The sequence below is a fragment of the Streptomyces sp. B21-083 genome, assembly GCF_036898825.1.
GTDB lineage: Bacteria > Actinomycetota > Actinomycetes > Streptomycetales > Streptomycetaceae > Streptomyces.
In genome coordinates this window covers 170,178-187,447 of the sequence record NZ_JARUND010000002.1, presented here as the reverse complement: position 1 = coordinate 187,447, position 17,270 = coordinate 170,178, and the positions used below count along the sequence as shown (strand labels likewise).

Sequence of the window (17,270 nt, the reverse complement as noted above, 5' to 3'; positions counted from 1 at the left end):
TCATCGGAAACTGTGCGCACAGCCCACGCCCGCGTCGGCCGCTCAGCGCTGGGTGAGACGAAGCCGATCGTCTCGACCTCGTCACCGGCGCGCCCGTGGAATCCGGCGATCTGCCACCCGTAGAAGATCCGTGTGTGGCTAGGTCCTTGACGCCCTGGCACAGGTACGCCGTCGCGTACTCGCCGCCGGCCAGCGTCAATGAGGACGCGGTGCCGCCCGTTCCGCCGTGGGCGAGTGTGGTCCCGTTCTCCAGGGTCACGCTCATCTGGTCGACCCGGGAGCCGGAGCGCAAAGCGAGGGTGGTGGCGCGGGCGCCGGCGGCGACGCTGCCGATGTCGTTGTAATAGTCGCCGTGCGGGCCGCCGAACCTCAGTCGGTTTGGCGACATTCACCGGCACATACGGCGCGCGGATCCACGGCCCGCCAGCGCCCCTGAGCAGGTGCAACGAGCTTGCACCGTACGGAGATCGGTGGCCGTGAGGGGTGTGACGGCAAGTCGTTCACAATCTCGTCGCCTAATCTCGTGCGGGGAGACGGCGGATGCCGTGCATCCACATTGAGGAGACGATGATGCTCGGAAGGGGCGCGCGGTTGTTCACGGGCGTACTGATCGTGGGCTGCGTGGTGCTCGTCGGGTCCAGAGCACCGGGCGATGAACGCCCCGGAAGGTCACTGCCCGTCGAAGCCGTCAGGGACGTGGTACCGAACCGGGTCATGACGTGGAACATCTGCAACCCCTGCAAGGAAAGCAACGTCGACCGGGCAGCGGAGATCGCCAGGTACGCGCCCCAGGTCATCGGTCTGCAGGAGGCGTGCGTGCGTGACGTCGAGGGGATCCGGGAGTATCTGGAGAATCTGCACGGGCTCGTCTACCACGTCGAGTACGGCTCGGTTCTCAAGAGTTGGGGCCGCTGCAGGGGAGTGCCGTGGAATCCGGGAGGCTTCGGTCAGGCGATCCTCTCCGCGGCACCGATGACCGATCGCGTCAAAGTCGAATATCCCGACGGAGGATCCGAGGACCGTGGCTACCTGGCCGTCACCACCATGGTGGGCGGCCAGCGCGTCCGGGTCTTCGACACGCACCTCGCGCAACGACGCCAGGAAGCGGTCCGGGCGGGCCAGACGCGGGTACTTGCCGCAGAGGTTGCCCGGCACAAGCGTGCGATCGTTCTCGGCGACTTCAACGCGGTGGCGGACGCTCCCGAACTCACCCGGATGTGGGCGCTGGCAGTGGACGCTGACCCCAAGTGTCACCCCTCGCCCGCTGCCACCTGCGAACCGACCACCGACTGGAACAGCAAGTTCGACTACATCTTCCTGCGAGGCATCGCCCCGCTCAGGCAACGGGTGCAACCCACTGCGTACTCGGACCACCATCTGGTGTACAGCGATCTGGACCTGACCTGAAGCGCTCCAAGGCCTCCGGCCGGAGGAAGCGCATTGGGCGGTGTTCGCCCGTACAACGTGGTTGCGCGCGGTCGAGCAGCGGAATATCACGTGCGCAGCCATCGGCGGAGGTAGCAGACTCCCCGGCATGGGCGACATGGGTGTGTTCCGGGACGAGGTCGCGGGCTGGGCGCGGGGTGGCTCCGGCGGTCCGGCGAAAGAGCTGGCGGAGCGGCTCGGGGTGCGTACGGCGGTGCTGCTGGAGGGGCTGAGCGACCTCGCGGCCGTCGAGGCGCTGGCCACGGGACGGAGCCGGGCCTTGGCGGCCGAGGGGGTGTGCGTGATGTCGATGGGCGGGGCGATGAGCGTCGGCCGCTACGCGGCGCTCCTCGGTCCGGCCGGTCTGGGCCTGCGCCTGGTCGGTCTGTGCGACGAGCGCGAGAAGCCCTTCTTCGACCGAGGGATAGGTTCGGCGTCGGCCCCGCACCCGAACGTCTTCGTCTGCGCGGCGGACCTGGAGGACGAACTCATCCGGGCGCTGGGCCCGGCGCGGGTGGAGGAAATCGTCCAGGCAGAGGACGAACTGCGGCCTTGGCAGACCTTCTTGCAGCAGCCCGCCCAACAAGGCCGGCCGCGACACCAGCAACTGCGGCGCTTCATCGGCACGAAGAAGGGCCGCAAGATCCGCTACGGCCGCCTTCTGGTCGAAGCCCTCGGCCCCGACCAGGTGCCCGCCCCGTTGGACGACCTCTTCGCCGCGCTCTGAACCGAGCAGGCTTGTCCGTCCCGCGGACTCGGCGGACTCGGTCGTAGACGACGGCCGATGTACCGTGCTCGCCCGCGGTCTGGCGCTGCCGTCGGTGAACAGAACGCCTGCGCGGGGCCGTCGGGCAGGGCATGCATGGCGCGCTCGTGCTCGGACCGGCCGTGTCCGATGATCAGACTCTCCTCCTCTCCTCCTCTCCCCTCTCCTCCTCTGCTCTCGCCAAGAAGGCCGTCGCCGCGTGTGAGGATGCGGCCATGGTGTGGCTGAGGAAACGCGGCAGACGGACCGTCGGGCTCTTGGCGAGTGCGGCGTTGGCGCTGACCGCCTGCGGTCACGGTGGCTCCGGCGGGGGAAAGCCCGAGGACCGGGAGGCGAAGTACAAGCGCGTCATCGAAGATCCTCACCCGCGCCCCGCCGAGGTGATCGAGATGGCCGGCGCGCCTCTCGGTGTGAGCCGCGCGGACGACGGCTCGCTGCTTCTGGCGTACGAGGCCGGCAACGTCGAGGACGACGAGGGGCCGGCCGCCACCGCCTGGCGCATCGTCGGCCCCGACGGCCGCACGGTCGCCGAACACGCGGAGCACGGGGACGCGGAGGCGGCGCCGCCCGCGTTCAAGGGAGCGGGCGGGGGCTTCGTGCGGGTGCCGCAGGCGGACGGGGCGGAGGGAGCGTGGAGTCTCGACGTACGTGGCAGGCGGCACAAGGCAGTCATCACCGGGACCCCGCTGCACGCCCGCCCCGGCGATGTTCTGCTCGCCGAACCGGAGCCGACGCTCATCTACCGCCCCGCCACGCGCACCGTGGCGCCCCCGGCCGGTGTACCCGACAGCGCCGTCCGCCTCGCCGTCGACGAGCGGGGCACGGTCTGGAGCCTGGACCAGCCGTTGACCGACGACCCGAATCGCGTCGTATGGCAGCGCGACGGTCGCACTGTCGGCTCCACGGCCGTCCCCAGGCCTTACCTGGGAGGTGTCCTTGCCGCGCGGGGTGGCATCGCGGCGCTGTCCCTCGTTCAGGGCGAGGGCGTGCGGGGCCTGTTGGTGACGACGGACGGTGGCAGGCACTGGCGGAAGGTCCTCGCCGGCGGAATCGCCTGGAGGGATTTGAAGCGTGGCCCGGACGCGCTGGTCCTGCGACTGCTCGCGGACGGTCGGCTGCTCGTCGGCGAGGAAGGCGGCCGTTACTGGCTCGCCGCCGACCGCACCAACAGCGCCTTCCGCGAACTGAGGACACCGGTGAACTTCACGTCGTTCACCGTCGGCGGCACCACCCTCTACGGCATCGCCGACGCGACGACGTCGACGTACGACCTGGTGAAGGGCGAAGGGCTGTGGATCTCTCGCGACAACGGACGCGAGTGGCGGCGTTACGGGCAGCGCGGGTAGTGGCGGTGGAGAGAGCCCACGGGGCCCCGTCTGTGTGACGGAGATCACGTTGGGAGGAAAACCTGTCGCCCGGCCCGGGCGTCTAGCGGGCGTGAGATCAATGAGGGCAGCGCCGCACCAGTTGGACGAGGAGCGTCTCGTCCGGCTGGTGGCGAAGGGCGACCGTGCCGCGTTCGAGGAGTTGTACCGGCGTACGTCGCCGTGGATGGCGGTGCGGTTGCGCCGCCGGTGCGGGGACGAGCAGATCGTCGCGGAGGTCATGCAGGAGACGTATCTGGCGGTGTGGCGTGCGGCGGATGCGTTCGCCGGGGCCGCCGTCGGAGGGACGGCCACCGGTTGGCTGTGGACGATCGCGGCGCGCCGTCTGGTCGACGCGTTCCGGCGACGAGCCCACCACGCGGAGCCACCGCGGGCCGCCGCCGTCCCCGACGCGGCGCCCGCCGCCGAGGAGGAGGCGCTCGCGGGAGCCGTCGGCGGTGATGTCGGGGACGCGCTGCGATGCCTGGCACCGGAGTTGAGACAGATATTGCAGGCCATGGTGCTCGACGGGCTGTCCGTCCGCGAGACCGCGGTCCTGCTCGGGCTGCCCGAGGGCACGGTCAAGACCCGTGCGCGCCGGGCCCGGATCGCGATGCGGAGGGCACTGGCGTGAGTGGGGAACATGCGTCGATGCGGATCATCGAGGGTTACGCGCGTGGCGGCACGGACCTCGCCGCCGACGAGGTGTGGGCCGTGGAGGCGCATCTGGAAACGTGCCGGGTGTGCCGTGACCGGCTGTCGGCCGCTGTCGATGCCGAGGTGCCCGCCGTGGCGTCGCTGGTCGACACCGTGTGGTCAGACCTGGAGCACCGGTTGGCGGTCACTCCCACGATGCCGCGCGGACGGCACTGGTCGGCACGGCTGGCGAGGTGGATGACGCCCACCATGGTGCCGTGGCTGGCCATGGTCGTGGCCGTGACACTGCTGGCCCTGCTGCTCGACAGGGTCGGCACCGGTACCGGGGACGTGTCGCTGGTGCTGCTGTTCGCACCGGTTCTGCCCGTGCTCGGTGTCGCGGCGTCCTGGTCGCGCGGTCTTGACCCGGCGTACGAACTGACGGCCTCGGTGCCCAGGGCAGGGCTCTACCTGGTGCTGCGGCGCACCGCCTCCGTGCTCGGTGTGGTCGTCCCCGCCCTGCTGGTGGGCGGATGGATGACGGGGGTGATGGTGGCTCAGTGGCTGCTGCCCTGTCTGGCGTTCACGGCGGCGACGCTGGCGTTCGGCGGTGTCGTCGGGGTGACCCGCGCCGCCGTCGTACTGGGCGCCGTGTGGGCCGCCGTGGTCGTGGCGCCGACCCTCGCCACCAGCCGTACGACCTTCGCCCTGCAGGCCGGCGGTCTGCCCGCGTGGGCGCTGATTCTCGCTCTCGGCAGCGGTGTCGTGATCGCCCGCAGGGGTGCGTACTCCGTGCTGGGAGCCCATCGATGAACATCGGAAAGGAACATGACATGACGTCCGCGGTGAGCGCGGCCGACATCGCGCCGACGGCCTACGCCTGGGAGATCCAGGCCACCGGGCTGAAGGTCAGGGTCGGCGGGAAACGGATGGCCGTCGACGGCCTGGACCTGTCGCTGGGTACCGGCGTACACGGTCTCCTCGGCCCCAACGGGGCGGGCAAGACCACCCTCATCCGTGCTCTGGCCACTGTGCTGCGCCCCACCGAGGGCACCCTCGAGATGCTCGGCGAGTCCGTGGGCGGCGGGGGCGGGCACCGTGCGCTGCGGCGCCGGATCGGTTACCTGCCGCAGGAGTTCGGCTACTACAAGCGGTTCACGGTGCGCGAGTTCGTCGAGTACATGGCGTGGCTCAAGGAGGTGCCGAAGGCGGAGATCCCCGGGGCGGTGCAGCGGGCCGTCGAGAGGGTGGGGCTGGCGGACCGCGCCGACGAGAAGATGAAAGCCCTGTCGGGCGGCATGGTGCGCCGGGTCGGGATCGCCCAGGCCATCGTCAACGACCCGACGATCCTGCTGCTGGACGAGCCGACGGTCGGCCTGGACCCGGCGCAGCGGCTGCGGTTCCGCGAACTGCTGAAGGAGTTGGGTACGGACACCTGCGTGCTCGTCTCGACGCATCTGGTCGAGGACGTCGCCATCGCCTGCACCGACGTGGTGCTCTTCGCCGAGGGACGCCTGGTCTTCCAGGGCTCTCCGGACGAGCTGGCGGCGGCGGGCGGCCCGAAGGACGTGGGGGACAGCCCGCTGGAACGCGGCTACTCGGCGCTGCTGCAGAGCCCCGGCCGGACAGGGGGTACCTGGTGAACACCGGTGTCCTGCGCATCGAGCTGAAACGCTCCGTCGCCCCGTGGGCCGGCGCTCTCGTCCTGACGACGGCACTGGCGTTCCTGTACCTGCTGAACGGCGACTGGTCGTGGGGCACCACGGCGTGGACGGCTCAGTGGACGTCCATGGCTCTGGTGACCCGCAGCATGCTGTTCTACTTGTGGCCGGTCGCCGTGGGGCTCGGAGCGCTGCAGGGCCTGCGCGACCACCGCTCGAAGATGTCCGAGCTGCTGACAAGCACGCCGCGGCCCGCCTGGCATCGGGCGGCCACGTCGGCGGGCACGACGGCGATCACGCTGGCCTCGGCCTTCGCGCTCCTCGTCCTCGTGGGCGCGGTCCAGGTGCTCCCCAACACCGAGTACACGCACCTCGGGTGGCTGCCGATCTCGATAGTGGGGGCGCTTTTCCTCGTGGCGGGGGCCGTGCTGGGCATGGGGGCCGGGAGGGCTCTGCCCTCGGTGCTCACTCCGCCCGCGCTGGCCATGACCGCCTTCGTGTTCACGGCCCTCATGCACATGTCTTTGGGCCGGACGGAGACGATTACGGGGCCGGGGATCTCCAGCACGGAGCCGAACCGGGTGTCGCTGCTGTCACCTGCGGTGGAGGAGGTGCGCAATGTGCTCGTCACGCTCTCCGCGTCCGTCCACGTCGGGCAGACGATCTGGCTGCTCGGCATGGCCGGGACCGGCTTCGCGCTGCTCGTCGCCGCGACCTGGCGCGCCAGGCTGACCGCCCTGACGCCCGTACTGGCGGGCGCGGTGATCGCCCTGCTCGTCCTCCCTTCCGATCCGCACCGGATCTACGTCGTCGACAAGGCCGCCGCGGAGATGGTGTGCGACGGCCCGGTGTGCGTGACGAAGACGCACCAGGACCGGCTCGCCGGTCTCGCGGGCCCCGGCAAGGAGGCACTGCGCCTGCTGCACGGTGCCCTTGGCGGCCGGGCGCCGGTCGCGATCCGTGAGAACACCGCTCTACTGCCGAACGGCTCCACGCCGCAGTGGTCCAGCGAGACCTTGCTCCTCGACTTCGACGACGACATCGTCGCCACCTCGAAGGGCGACGAGCTGACCAGGGCCCTGATCGCCAAAGGCATGGTGCCTGGGTGCACCCCCGTCGGCTGGAGCGGCTTCGGGGGAGACGAGTACGCGCAGGCCGTCGCGGCGGGCTGGGTCCTCGGCGACTTCAAACCGTTTGCCGGCACACCGGCCGGCATGCGCGGCAAGGTCGACACCGAGGGCCGCCCGGTGTGGGAAGAACTCATGTCGCTTCCGCGCGCGGAGCAGCTGTCGCGGATCAACGCGATGCGCGCCGCCGCACTCTCCTGCGAGGGCGACCCGTTCGACGTGCTGTCCGGCGGTGCGTCCGGGTGAGATGGCTGACGCTGTACGCACGCTCGCGGCAGGTGCCCGCGTCGCTCGCCGTGATGGTGATCAGCACGGTAGCGGTATGGGCGCTCGCCCGGGACGGAGGTGAGGCGCCCGGTGATCCGCGAATGCCGGTCCTCGTCCTGGCCACGGGGGTGATGGCGGCCTCGATCGGGCTCAGCGGGCAGGACCTCGCGCTGGACCGGACGGCCTCCATCCGCTGGGTGCCGCGCAGAGCGGCGCACGTGCTGCTCGCCGGCGCGGTCGTCGCGGCGGCGTTGCTGACAGTGCGGACATCGGGCCAGCCCCTGGCCACCACCTCGTTCGTCGTCCGGGACAGCGCGGGCCTGATGGGACTGGCCGCTCTGGGCGCGACGCTCTCGGGGGGCCAGTACGCATGGACCCTGCCCTTCGCCTGGCTCTCCTTCGCGTTCTTCGCCCCGCTCCCGACGAGCGAGCCCATGCGGGTGGCGACCTGGATGCTGCTGCCACCCGGCTCGACAACGGGCACCTGTACGGCCCTGGTCCTCGCGATCACCGGCACCGTGTCCTACGCCGTGGCGGGACCGAACGCTTCGGTGCGCTTCCCTCGGTCCGCTTCCTTCAGGCGCCCGACAGGTGAGTAATTCCCCTTTTGGGAAGATAGTCCGCTTGAGTGGCCCAGCCGTGGGTACGGGGCAGAGAAGCTCAGTGGTGTGGGAGGTGAAAGTGATGGCGGCAGGCAAGAAGGTCAGGAACGTGGCCAAGAAGACCAAGGGCAGGATGAAGGAAACCACCGGTGAGGCTGTCGGCAACGAAAGCCTGGCGGCGAAGGGCGCCCGCGAGCAGATGGCTGGCGACGCGAAGCAGACCGTTCAGAAGGCCAAGGACACGCTGAAGCACTGATTCCCAGCCGCGGAGATCTTCAGAGGTGCTGTAGCTGTTGAGAGGGGCCGACGTCTACGTCGGCCCCTCTTCGGCGACACCGAGCTGTGCGCCCAGCACGGCTACGTGCTGGAGGACCTCCATCTCGACCTCGTCCCACTGGGGCCTCTCCTTCCGCCCCGGACCTGACGATCCGTGAGCGTTCGCCCGAGGTCCCGCAGAGCCCGCCCGCCTCCCCAGTTCGGCGGGTCCATGCCATGCTTTCGACCTGGAGAGTTCGGTCTGCCGGAAGGACATCGTGCCCGCCTACGCCAAGCCCCACACCCGGAGATCGCCGAGTACATGGAACGTATCCCCGCCACCTTCGAGCCGTACGGCGGCCGCTTCCTCGTGCACGTCACGCAGCACGAGGTGAAAGAGGGCAGCTGGCCCGGAAGCGTCGTGATGATCGGCTTCCCCGGCATCGTCGAGGCGCGGGCCTGGTGGGACTCGCCCGCGTACCAGGACATCGCCCCGTTGCGCTCGCGGCACATCCAGGGCGACATCATCCTTGTCGAAGGTGTTCCCGAGGGCTATGACCCGGCCACCTCCGCGAAGGCGCTGCGGGAGGCCCTGGACGCCGGGTGACCCGCGCGCGTCCTGGACGTCGGCTGCTTCGGTCGGCCATCTGACGGCGACGACCTGTCCCTGGTGTGTCGCTTGCCGGGGACACGGTCTCCTGGTGTCGCAGGGGTCGGTGGGCGGCACCGTGCGTACGGTCGACGGGCGACCGGGAGGGCTCGGCCGGTGTCAGTGCCGGAGCAGTGCGCACACGAAGTTCTCCTCGATCTCGCGCAGCCGCTCCAGCAGTTGTGGCTTCGTCGCCTCGTTCACCTGGGTGGTGAGCGAGAACGTCAGCGACCGTTCTCCGTCCGGTGTCGCGGCGATCAGCTGGGTGTACCCGGGTGTGTTCCCGGTGTGGCCGAGCACCACTCCGCATCTCGTGGTGTAGCGGAAGATCGCCGCCCCTGCCTCGTTCGTACCCGGGCCCGCCGGTTCGGAGGCGCCGTCGACCCAGCGCCGCTGCTCGCGCAGGGTCGCCCGGGAGATCAGCGCGCCGCCCGCGTAACCGCGGATGAACCTGGTCATGTCCCTCGGAGTGGAGATGACGCCGCCCGACGCCCACACCCCGGAGGCGCCGATCAGCTCACTGACGTCCTCCGGCGCGGCCGGCGGCTGGACCGGGACGTCGTAGCCGTGCATGTACGGTTCCGGCATCTCGAAACCCTGCGGAAGGCTCGTGTCGCGCAGCCCGAGCGGACGGTAGACCAACCACCGCAGCAGCTCCTCGTAGCGTTTCCCGGTCGCCGCCTCGGCCATCAGGGCCACGGCGATGTTGTCGGAGTTGGAGTACTGGTACCGCGAACCGGGAGGGAACAGCAGTGGCTCGCCGGCCACGAAGTCGAGCAGCCGCCGGGAGTCGAAGTGATGGTGCGGATCGGCCCTGAGGATGCTGAGGAACTCCTCACTCCGGCTGAAGTCGGGCAGGCCGCTGGTGTGGGTCAGAAGCTGGCGCAGAGTCACCGCGTGCCAGGCCCGGGGCAATGCGGGCAGCCGTCGGCCGATGGTGTCTTCGAGCCGGAGCGCGCCCCGGTCCACGAGCCGTAGTGCCACGGCGCCGCTGAACGCCTTCGCCGTACTGGCGATACGCATGTGGTCGGTCGGTTCGATCGGCCTGCCGGTGTCGAGGTCGGCGACTCCGGCCCGGATGACCCGGCGTGAGTTCCCTCGCTGGAGCACGGTGATGACGCCCGGCGGGCCACCTGGAGCGTGCACCAGTTCTTCGAGCTGACTCCGCAGTGCGCGGTCCGTGGTGGAGCCTGACGTGTCGGCCTCGGCAGGCGCGTACACCAGGGCTGCGAGACAGGCGCAGGCCAGCGCGGCGCCGACCGGCAGACGCAGGCGGGGGAGAGAGGGCAGCGGCACAGGAACTCCTCGGGCGGGCTGGGAGGGCGGAGCACGGCACGCCCAGCATCGGCCGCACGGCATCCGGCCGCCCGGGCCGCTGCTGCATACGGCCGAGTGGGTCGTTCGCCCCGGGGCGGGGACGATGTCCTCCGCGAGAGGACGAGCGCGTACCCGGATTCGACAGGGCTCTGGCCGCCCACCGGCCCCGTCTCCTGAGCCTGCGGTCACTCGCCGCGCGAATCCGCTCCGGGCCGTCGCGGAAGCCCCCTGCGCGTAGTGACCACCTCGTGCCGATGACGGCGTCCACGCCGAGGGCCCGCCTCTGGCCAGGCAAAATCGCCGGGTCAGGTGAGGATGCGCATAGTTGGGGAAGAAGTTGCGGCAGCCGATAGGAGGTTGTCGTGGAGGGTGGAGATCTGGAACTGGGCGAGTTGCTGGCCGCTGCGGAAGCGGCGCCGCCCAGTGAGTCCGTCGATGTGGTGGCACACGACCTGCGGAAGCGGTTCGGTGCCGAGCAGGTGTCCTTCCTGTTCGTCGACCTGATCGGCCAGCGGCTGGTACGCCTCGCCGCGACCGACAGCGAGGCGGCCGACAACGCCGAGCCGATCGACCTGCAAGGCAGCGTCTACGACGGTGTTCTGCAGAGCCAGCGCCAGCATGTGGAACCGGACGACGAGGGCGGAGAACGCGTCATCACGCCGGTCACCAACCGTGGCGACTGCATCGGCGTCCTGGAGGTGACCCTGCAGACCGCCGACGACACCGTGCGGCGGCAGGTCCGCGAGGCGGCACACGCGCTGGCGTACATCATCGTCACGGACCGCCGGTTCACCGACCTGTACCACCTGGGCCGGCGGACCACCGTGACCAGCCTGGCGGCGGAGATCCAGCATCAACTGCTTCCCTCGTCCTCCTGTTGCGAGGCCGACCAGTTCACCCTCGCCGCCGGACTGGTCCCGGCCGACGACATCGGCGGCGACACCTACGACTACACCCTCGACCACGGCACCCTCCACCTGTCCATCACCGACGCCATGGGGCACGACACGGACTCCGCGCTGCTGGCCACCCTGCTGGTCGGGGCACTGCGCCAGGCGCGCCGCAGCGGATGCGACGCACTCAAGCAGGCCCGCCACGCCCACGAGGCCCTGCTCAGCCACAACCACGGTCTGGCCACCGGGCAGTTGCTGTGCGTGGACCTCGAAACAGGCCTGTGCGAACTGGTCAACGCCGGCCATCCTCGGCCGCTGAGGCTGCGGGACGGCATCGTCGAAGAGGTCGAGCTCGCCGTCAATCTGCCCTTCGGCGTGACGGCCCCGACCACCTACCGCCTGCAGGAACTCCAACTGCTCCCCGGAGACCGTCTGATCCTGCTCACCGACGGAATGCAGGAACGCGGTGCGGCTGCCGTCGACCTGGCCTCGGTCATTCTGGACACCCGCGCGCTGCACCCGCGAGAAGCTGTCCGGAGCCTGACGGCCGCAGTCCTCAAGGTCTGCCACGGCAGCCTCCAGGACGACGCCACGGTCCTGATACTGGACTGGCACGGCAACCGACGCCGACCTGCCGAAAAGAGACCCGACCGGCAGCGATGACCCACGACGGCCCGCTAGACGTCATCTCCATCAGCCCGTGTCGGACGACAGTCACCCTTCCTCCCGATACGGCGCGCGGCGACCCGCTCCCGCTCGTCCTGGGGGGTGGGCCTGCGCATCGGGGACACGTGTGGTGGCATGTATGGCGCAGGTGCGGGTACCGGCGCACGTGAACGGGGGGAGTGAGGGCGAACAGGTGGAATCCCATGCCGACGGTGACGGCTGTACGACGCCGAATGTGTACCTGATGCGTGCCGGCTACGCCCTGGGCGGGGACGACGGCTGTATCGCCGACGCCCGTCACCATGCCGTCGCCTTCCTCGACCAGGCCCACGCCGACCATCAGCTGTCCGTGCCCGCACGCGCGCGGGACCTCGTCCAGTTGGTGGTGAGCGAGCTGGTGACCAACGCCCGCAAGTACGCCCCCGGCCCCGTCCTCCTGGAGCTGCGCGTCAACGCGCGCGCCGTGGACGTCGTCGTGTGGGACAGCGAGCCCACGGTTCCCGCGGCCCGGTCCACCGACCCCGGCAGGGTCGGCCAGCACGGCCTGGAGATCGTCAAGGCCGTCGCCGAGTCGCTCTTCATCGAGCAGGAGCCGGTCGGCAAGCGCATCACGGCCCGCATCCCCCTGTCGCCGTCCTAGGGCACTGGAGGGCGGGCTCGGCTCGAGGGTGCGAGGCGGTGGCGAACACCGATGATTATTCAGTCGCCCACACAGGAAATCTATGGTGACAAGATTAGACATCGGATGGTGGCCTAGTTAAGGTTTCTCCTGTCCGCCGGAGGGGCAGAGGGTACTCGCAGACACGAGCTGCCGGGCGGCGGTAGCGCGGTTGTAGTGCCCGGCGGTGAAGCGGTTTTCTCGGGCCGTGGCGCCTACCGGTGTCAGGGCCCCGCCACGCGTTCGACGGAGAGGTGTCAGTGACAGTAGAGGATTCCTACGACCGGCTCGACGACGATGACTACCCCGCCTACACCATGGGCCGGGCCGCCGAGATGCTCGGCACCACGCAGGGCTTCCTCCGCGCCATCGGCGAAGCCCGCCTCATCACCCCGCTGCGCTCCTCAGGAGGGCACCGCCGCTACTCCCGCTACCAGCTGCGGATCGCCGCCCGGGCCCGCGAACTCGTAGATCAGGGAACCCCTGTCGAGGCCGCCTGTCGCATCATCATCCTCGAAGATCAATTGGAGGAAGCCCAGCGCATCAACGCCGAGCACCGCCGCGCCACATCCCGCCACACGGTCAGTCTCTGACCGATTTTCAAGAACACGAGTGCATGATCGCCGACAACATTCAGCCGGCACCCGGAGGGAAGTCCCAGTCCGGCCCCGGTCCCACGCCCGACGCCCCGCGCTCCCGGGCGGTCGACACGCCTCCCGGCGCACCCCGCCTGCCAGCTGACGGACAGCCGGCCGTCGGCCACAGAGGCGGTGCGGAGCGCGCGGCCGCCGCACTGAAGCCGAGAATGCGCGGCTGGCTCCACGCCGGTGTGTTCCCGCTCTCGCTGATCGGCGGCCTCGTCCTGGTCGCCATATCGCGCTCGGCCGCGGCAGCGGCGGCCTGCTCGGTGTACGCGCTGTCGTCCTGCCTGCTGTTCGGCACCAGCGCGGTCTACCACCGCGGAACGTGGGGTCCGCGCGGGGAAGCGGTCCTGCGGCGCCTGGACCACGCGAACATCTTCCTGATCATCGCCGGCACCTACACCCCGCTGGCGGTTCTCCTGCTCCCCGCGCGTCGGCAACCGGTGTTGCTGGCCGTGGTGTGGGCGGGCGCCCTGGCCGGCATCGCCTTCCGCATCCTGTGGATCGGGGCTCCCCGCTGGCTGTACACCCCGTGCTACATCGTCCTGGGGTGGGTGGCCGTCTTCTACCTGCCCGACTTCGCGCACGCCGGCGGCACCGCGGTCGTCGTGCTCGTCATCGCCGGCGGTCTCCTCTACACCGCGGGCGCCGTCGTCTACGGACTCAAGCGCCCCGACCCCTCACCGGCCTGGTTCGGCTTCCACGAGGTCTTCCACGCCCTGACCATCGCGGCCTTCACCTCGCACTACACCGCCATCCTCCTGGCAGCGACATGAGCGCGTGCGTGGCATGCCGAGACGCGGCACCCGGGGCGGCTTCCGGGGGCCGTGGTGGAATGTGACCTGTTCGGCACCGGGTCAGGCACAGGTCTTTCGGGCATCCGGGGTGGGGTGGGTCCCGAGCATCATCGAGGATGAGGAGTCGTTGTGACCGCACAAGGGCCTGACGGCGGGCGGGCCTCTCGTCCGCCCAGGGGCGTAGGCCGTCGAGGCATGACATTGGCGGGGACGCTGGAGGCGGCGGAGGCCGCGGCGCCCGTGGAGTCGCTCGATGTGGTCGCCCGCGTTCTCAAGGAGCACCTCGGGGCCGCGTCGGTGTCGTTCCTCATCACCGACTTCACCGGCAGCTCAGTCGTACGGCTGGGGGCCGCGGGCAGCGTCGACACGGACGAACCCGCCCGGCGGATCATGCTGCGGGGCAGCCTGTACGACGACGTGATCCGCACCCAGCGGCTGAGCGTGGAGGACAAGGGCGAGGGCGCGCTGGTGCGGATCGTCGCTCCGGTGACCAACCGCGGGGACGCCATCGGGCTCCTCGAACTGTTCCTGCCCTCGGCGCCGGACGCGGAGGTGATGCGGGAGATCGGCGAGACCGCGCACGCTCTGGCGTACATCGTCATCGCGAACCGGTCCTTCACCGATGTGTACCAGTGGGGCCGCCGTACCATCCCGCTGAGCCTGGCCGCGGAGATCCAGCACCGACTGCTGCCCGCGTCGCTCGCGTGCGAGGCCGCACAGTTCGCTGTAGCCGGGTCACTGGAGCCGGCCGACCACGTCGGCGGTGACACCTTCGACTACGTGATCGACCGGGACACCGTCCAGCTCTCCGTCACCGACGCCATGGGGCATGACGTCCAGGCCGCGCTGCTGGCCACCCTCCTGGTGGGCGCTCTGCGACGGGCGCGGCGAGCCGGCGAGGACCTCGCCGAACAGGCCCGCCAGGCCGACCAGGCCGTGCGCGAACACGGCCGGCAGGGCTACGTCACCGGCCAGCTCCTGCGGATCAGCCTGTTCGACGGCACGACCGAATTCATCAACGCCGGCCACCCCTGGCCGTTGCGGATGAGGGACGGCAAGGTTCAGGAAATAACTCCGAAGATCGACACGCCGTTCGGCTTCCCCGCCCCGCACACCTACCAGGTCCAGTCGCTGGACCTGCGGCCGGGCGACCGCCTGGTGATGCTGACCGACGGCATGCTGGAGCGCAACGCGGGCAGCGTCGATCTGGCCGACCTGATCGTGCGCACCCGCGCGCTGCATCCCCGTGAGGCCTCTCGCGCCCTCGTCGCGGCGATCGTCGACGCCAACCAGGGCCACCTGCAGGATGACGCGACCGTCATGTGCCTGGACTGGCGTGGCACCACTCACTCCCAGCGTGACGCCGCGACCGGGGCCGACCTCACCGACGCCTCACGCCCGTCAAGGACGGGACGGACCGCTCCTGAGCACTGACTCCGGCCGCCGAGGGGTCATCTCGTCGGCCGGCGAGCCGCGTAGGCCAGTTCCGCCGAGCGCGCCGCATTCTGAGAGGGATCGGTGGTCAGCGGCTCGGGAAACCACGGCCCGACGTACTCCTCCCGCCTCACCCGTGCGGAGCGCAGCACGTCGATCGAGATCCGCGTCACGGTGGCGGACAGAAAGGCCTTTGGTCGACGTGGGCCGGGTCGCCGAACTGTCGAAGCGCGGCCCGGTCTCCTGCACGGAGTCCTCAGCCTCGCCCACGCTGCCCAGAATCCGGTAGGCGACCGAGAACAGCACGGACCGCAGCGGTTCGCAGAAGCCGTCCTCGCCGCCGGCGGGCGCATGGTCGCCGTCGTCCCCTCCCGGGACTGCCGTCGGCGCCATGTCCACACCGATCACGCGTCGCTGTTCGACCGCTTGGCCGACGCAGCCGACGAAGCGGTGTGCTGCCCCTACGAGTCCGGCGGCCGGGAAGCCTTCGAGGCGGCCGACGCCGTTCTCCTGAAGCGTGCCGAGCGTCTTGTCGCCGTCTGGAACGGGGAGGGCCCGAGCGGCAAGGGCGGCGGCACCGCCGGCGCGGTCCTCGCCGCCCGCGAGCAGGGCATTCCCGTGGACGTGGTACGGCCGGCCGGCGCCGCACGCGGGTGAGTGCGACGGCGCCGACAGCCGTGACCGGACCGGTCGTCGGCGGCGCGACCGCTGTGCGTCACAGCGTCGCGGTGGTGTCCTCCCCGGAGGCGCTGCCCGCGAGCCACTGGTCCCATCCCAGGTTGAAGTCCGCGTAGCCGTTGTCGGGAGAGGCCTTGGCACGGGGCGAGCCGGTGACGGTGACGGGATCGCCCTGCTTGACCTGGCCGTAGAACCACTTGGCGTCCGACATGGACAGATGGACGCAGCCGTGCGACCCACGGGCGCTGCCGCTGCCCGGATCGGGGTCGCCGGTCGAGTAGTGCACGTAGGTGCCGGACTGGGTCAGGTGGACGTCCCACGGCAGCGTCAGGTCGTAGTAGTCGGGGCTGCCCTTGTCGCAGCTGATCCCGACACTGCAGGAGGTCATGTGGACCTTCTCCTGCTTGTCGATGACGGCCATCGTGCCGTTCCACGTCGGATACTGGGCGCTGCCCGCGTTGATCGACAGGGTGCGCACCGGCGCGCCGTTCCGGGTCACCTTCATGGTGTGGCCGGTCACCGAGACATCCGCGCGGACGTCGTCACCGATCTTGAAGGTGTGCGTGTAGCCGTGCACGCCGAAGCGTCCGTTGCCGTTGCTGACGCCCGTCATGTCGGCGTCGATCTTCACCGTGGTGCCGGAGGGCCAGTACGTCTTCGGGCGCCAGTCGGCGCGCTGGTCGCCGAACCAGTGCCAGGCGCCGGCCACCGGCTGCGAGGCGCTCACCTTCATGTGCTTCTCCACCATGGCCCGCGCCTTGGCCGCCACCGGGTTGGTGAAGACCACCGAGATCGGCATGGCCACGCCTACCGTAATTCCCGTCTGGGGGGTGATGGTCTCCAGCAGCATCGGAGGGCCCGCGGGCTTCGTCGGTGACGGCGAGGAACTCGCACTCGGCTTTCCCGACACCTTCGCGTCGTCGCCGCCGCTCGCCTTGTCACTGCCGCCCCCGCCGCAGGCACTCGCGCCCACCAGCATCACACCTGTGACGAGTGCGATCCCTATGCCGCCTTTGCGCCGTCGCACGAACTGCCCCGATCTCTCGCTTTCGGCCCTGACGGGCCCGACACATTGTCAGACAACGGCGGCGAGTCTCGCGGTTGCGTATGCCACGTAAAACGTGTCTCAAGACTCAGGCACGCACCGCCTGACCGGGGACTTCGAGCAGCCGACGTCCCGGCTCGCCGCCGCACTCACCGCGCCCCGACGCCGTCGCACCGGCCACCGCGCATGCCGACCGTTGACGCAAGGCATACGGTCCTTCCGGCCAGCCCGGCGCTGTGCCCGACGTCTCGGCGGCCGAGGATGCCTTCCTCGAACGCTCCGGCGAGTACGTGCCGATCCGCTCCGACGGCGGACTGGCGCACGACGGACAGGTGGCCCCGTCGCCGGCGATGGGCGTCGACCTCGTCATGATGGGGCGCTCCTTCACC

Annotated in this window: 20 protein-coding genes and 1 pseudogene; 17 read left to right on the top strand and 4 right to left on the bottom strand. The window is 70.2% G+C overall.

Annotated features, from left to right (window positions below; genetic code table 11):
• Window positions 1-134: 134 nt before the first annotated feature.
• From QA861_RS47120 to QA861_RS24880, 11 genes are all read left to right on the top strand, one after another.
• Entirely contained in the window at window positions 135-344 is a 210-nt protein-coding gene (locus QA861_RS47120; protein ID WP_443041577.1) for a hypothetical protein, read from the top strand.
• Window positions 345-540: 196 nt separating this feature from the next.
• Window positions 541-1,407, top strand: a complete 867-nt coding sequence (locus tag QA861_RS24925; protein WP_334590803.1) for an endonuclease/exonuclease/phosphatase family protein — start codon at window positions 541-543, stop codon at window positions 1,405-1,407.
• A gap of 127 nt (window positions 1,408-1,534) precedes the next feature.
• Window positions 1,535-2,152: a TOPRIM nucleotidyl transferase/hydrolase domain-containing protein gene (locus QA861_RS24920; protein ID WP_334590802.1), complete on the top strand. Its 618-nt coding sequence runs from the start codon at window positions 1,535-1,537 to the stop codon at window positions 2,150-2,152.
• Window positions 2,153-2,313: 161 nt separating this feature from the next.
• The gene (locus tag QA861_RS24915) at window positions 2,314-3,537 is read left to right on the top strand and encodes a beta propeller repeat protein (RefSeq protein ID WP_334590801.1); all 1,224 of its coding nucleotides are present in this window, start codon (window positions 2,314-2,316) and stop codon (window positions 3,535-3,537) included.
• A 100-nt stretch (window positions 3,538-3,637) separates the two neighbouring features.
• Window positions 3,638-4,189, top strand: a complete 552-nt coding sequence (locus QA861_RS24910; protein WP_334590800.1) for an RNA polymerase sigma factor — start codon at window positions 3,638-3,640, stop codon at window positions 4,187-4,189.
• Complete coding sequence (locus QA861_RS24905) at window positions 4,186-5,004, top strand: zf-HC2 domain-containing protein (protein WP_334590799.1); 819 nt, start codon at window positions 4,186-4,188, stop codon at window positions 5,002-5,004. The genes QA861_RS24910 and QA861_RS24905 overlap by 4 nt, the downstream gene beginning before the upstream one ends.
• Window positions 5,001-5,834, top strand: a complete 834-nt coding sequence (locus QA861_RS24900; RefSeq protein WP_334590798.1) for an ABC transporter ATP-binding protein — start codon at window positions 5,001-5,003, stop codon at window positions 5,832-5,834. Before QA861_RS24905 ends, QA861_RS24900 begins: the two co-directional genes overlap by 4 nt.
• Window positions 5,831-7,225: a hypothetical protein gene (locus QA861_RS24895; RefSeq protein ID WP_334590797.1), complete on the top strand. Its 1,395-nt coding sequence runs from the start codon at window positions 5,831-5,833 to the stop codon at window positions 7,223-7,225. Before QA861_RS24900 ends, QA861_RS24895 begins: the two co-directional genes overlap by 4 nt.
• Window positions 7,222-7,845: a hypothetical protein gene (locus tag QA861_RS24890; protein ID WP_334590796.1), complete on the top strand. Its 624-nt coding sequence runs from the start codon at window positions 7,222-7,224 to the stop codon at window positions 7,843-7,845. The genes QA861_RS24895 and QA861_RS24890 overlap by 4 nt, the downstream gene beginning before the upstream one ends.
• 85 nt (window positions 7,846-7,930) lie before the next feature.
• Entirely contained in the window at window positions 7,931-8,104 is a 174-nt protein-coding gene (locus QA861_RS24885) for a CsbD family protein (protein ID WP_334590795.1), read from the top strand.
• Window positions 8,105-8,335: 231 nt separating this feature from the next.
• Window positions 8,336-8,710 (top strand): DUF1330 domain-containing protein, encoded by a 375-nt coding sequence (locus QA861_RS24880; RefSeq protein WP_334590794.1) that lies wholly within the window; start codon window positions 8,336-8,338, stop codon window positions 8,708-8,710.
• 162 nt (window positions 8,711-8,872) lie between these two features.
• On the opposite strand, the gene QA861_RS24875 is transcribed toward QA861_RS24880, so the two are convergent.
• On the bottom strand, window positions 8,873-10,048 hold the full coding sequence (locus tag QA861_RS24875) for a serine hydrolase domain-containing protein (RefSeq protein WP_334590793.1): 1,176 nt from the start codon (window positions 10,046-10,048) through the stop codon (window positions 8,873-8,875).
• Between the two features lie 383 nt (window positions 10,049-10,431).
• On the opposite strand from QA861_RS24875, the gene QA861_RS24870 reads away from it, so the two are divergent.
• The 5 genes from QA861_RS24870 (at window position 10,432) to QA861_RS24850 (ending at window position 15,158) form a co-directional block, all read left to right on the top strand.
• Window positions 10,432-11,625, top strand: coding sequence for a PP2C family protein-serine/threonine phosphatase (locus tag QA861_RS24870; protein WP_334590792.1), 1,194 nt, complete (start codon window positions 10,432-10,434; stop codon window positions 11,623-11,625).
• A 196-nt stretch (window positions 11,626-11,821) separates the two neighbouring features.
• On the top strand, window positions 11,822-12,268 hold the full coding sequence (locus QA861_RS24865; protein ID WP_334594834.1) for an ATP-binding protein: 447 nt from the start codon (window positions 11,822-11,824) through the stop codon (window positions 12,266-12,268).
• A 278-nt stretch (window positions 12,269-12,546) separates the two neighbouring features.
• Window positions 12,547-12,879, top strand: a complete 333-nt coding sequence (locus QA861_RS24860; RefSeq protein WP_334590791.1) for a helix-turn-helix domain-containing protein — start codon at window positions 12,547-12,549, stop codon at window positions 12,877-12,879.
• Between the two features lie 23 nt (window positions 12,880-12,902).
• Window positions 12,903-13,703 carry a PAQR family membrane homeostasis protein TrhA gene (trhA, locus tag QA861_RS24855; protein WP_443041576.1) on the top strand — a complete coding sequence of 267 codons (801 nt, stop codon included), beginning with the start codon at window positions 12,903-12,905 and terminating at the stop codon, window positions 13,701-13,703.
• A gap of 216 nt (window positions 13,704-13,919) precedes the next feature.
• Window positions 13,920-15,158, top strand: coding sequence for a PP2C family protein-serine/threonine phosphatase (locus QA861_RS24850; RefSeq protein WP_334590790.1), 1,239 nt, complete (start codon window positions 13,920-13,922; stop codon window positions 15,156-15,158).
• Between the two features lie 44 nt (window positions 15,159-15,202).
• Here QA861_RS24850 and QA861_RS24845 read toward each other — a convergent pair.
• A pseudogene (locus QA861_RS24845) lies at window positions 15,203-15,464 on the bottom strand (RNA polymerase subunit sigma-24); the annotation flags it as partial.
• Between QA861_RS24845 and QA861_RS24840 the strand changes: the two are divergent.
• Window positions 15,402-15,815, top strand: coding sequence for a hypothetical protein (locus QA861_RS24840; protein ID WP_334594832.1), 414 nt, complete (start codon window positions 15,402-15,404; stop codon window positions 15,813-15,815). The pseudogene QA861_RS24845 and the gene QA861_RS24840 sit on opposite strands and share 63 nt — an antisense overlap.
• A gap of 58 nt (window positions 15,816-15,873) precedes the next feature.
• On the opposite strand, the gene QA861_RS24835 is transcribed toward QA861_RS24840, so the two are convergent.
• The gene (locus QA861_RS24835; RefSeq protein ID WP_334594831.1) at window positions 15,874-16,815 is read right to left on the bottom strand and encodes a L,D-transpeptidase; all 942 of its coding nucleotides are present in this window, start codon (window positions 16,813-16,815) and stop codon (window positions 15,874-15,876) included.
• Between the two features lie 154 nt (window positions 16,816-16,969).
• Window positions 16,970-17,251: a hypothetical protein gene (locus QA861_RS47435; protein ID WP_503461750.1), complete on the bottom strand. Its 282-nt coding sequence runs from the start codon at window positions 17,249-17,251 to the stop codon at window positions 16,970-16,972.
• Window positions 17,252-17,270: the final 19 nt, after the last annotated feature.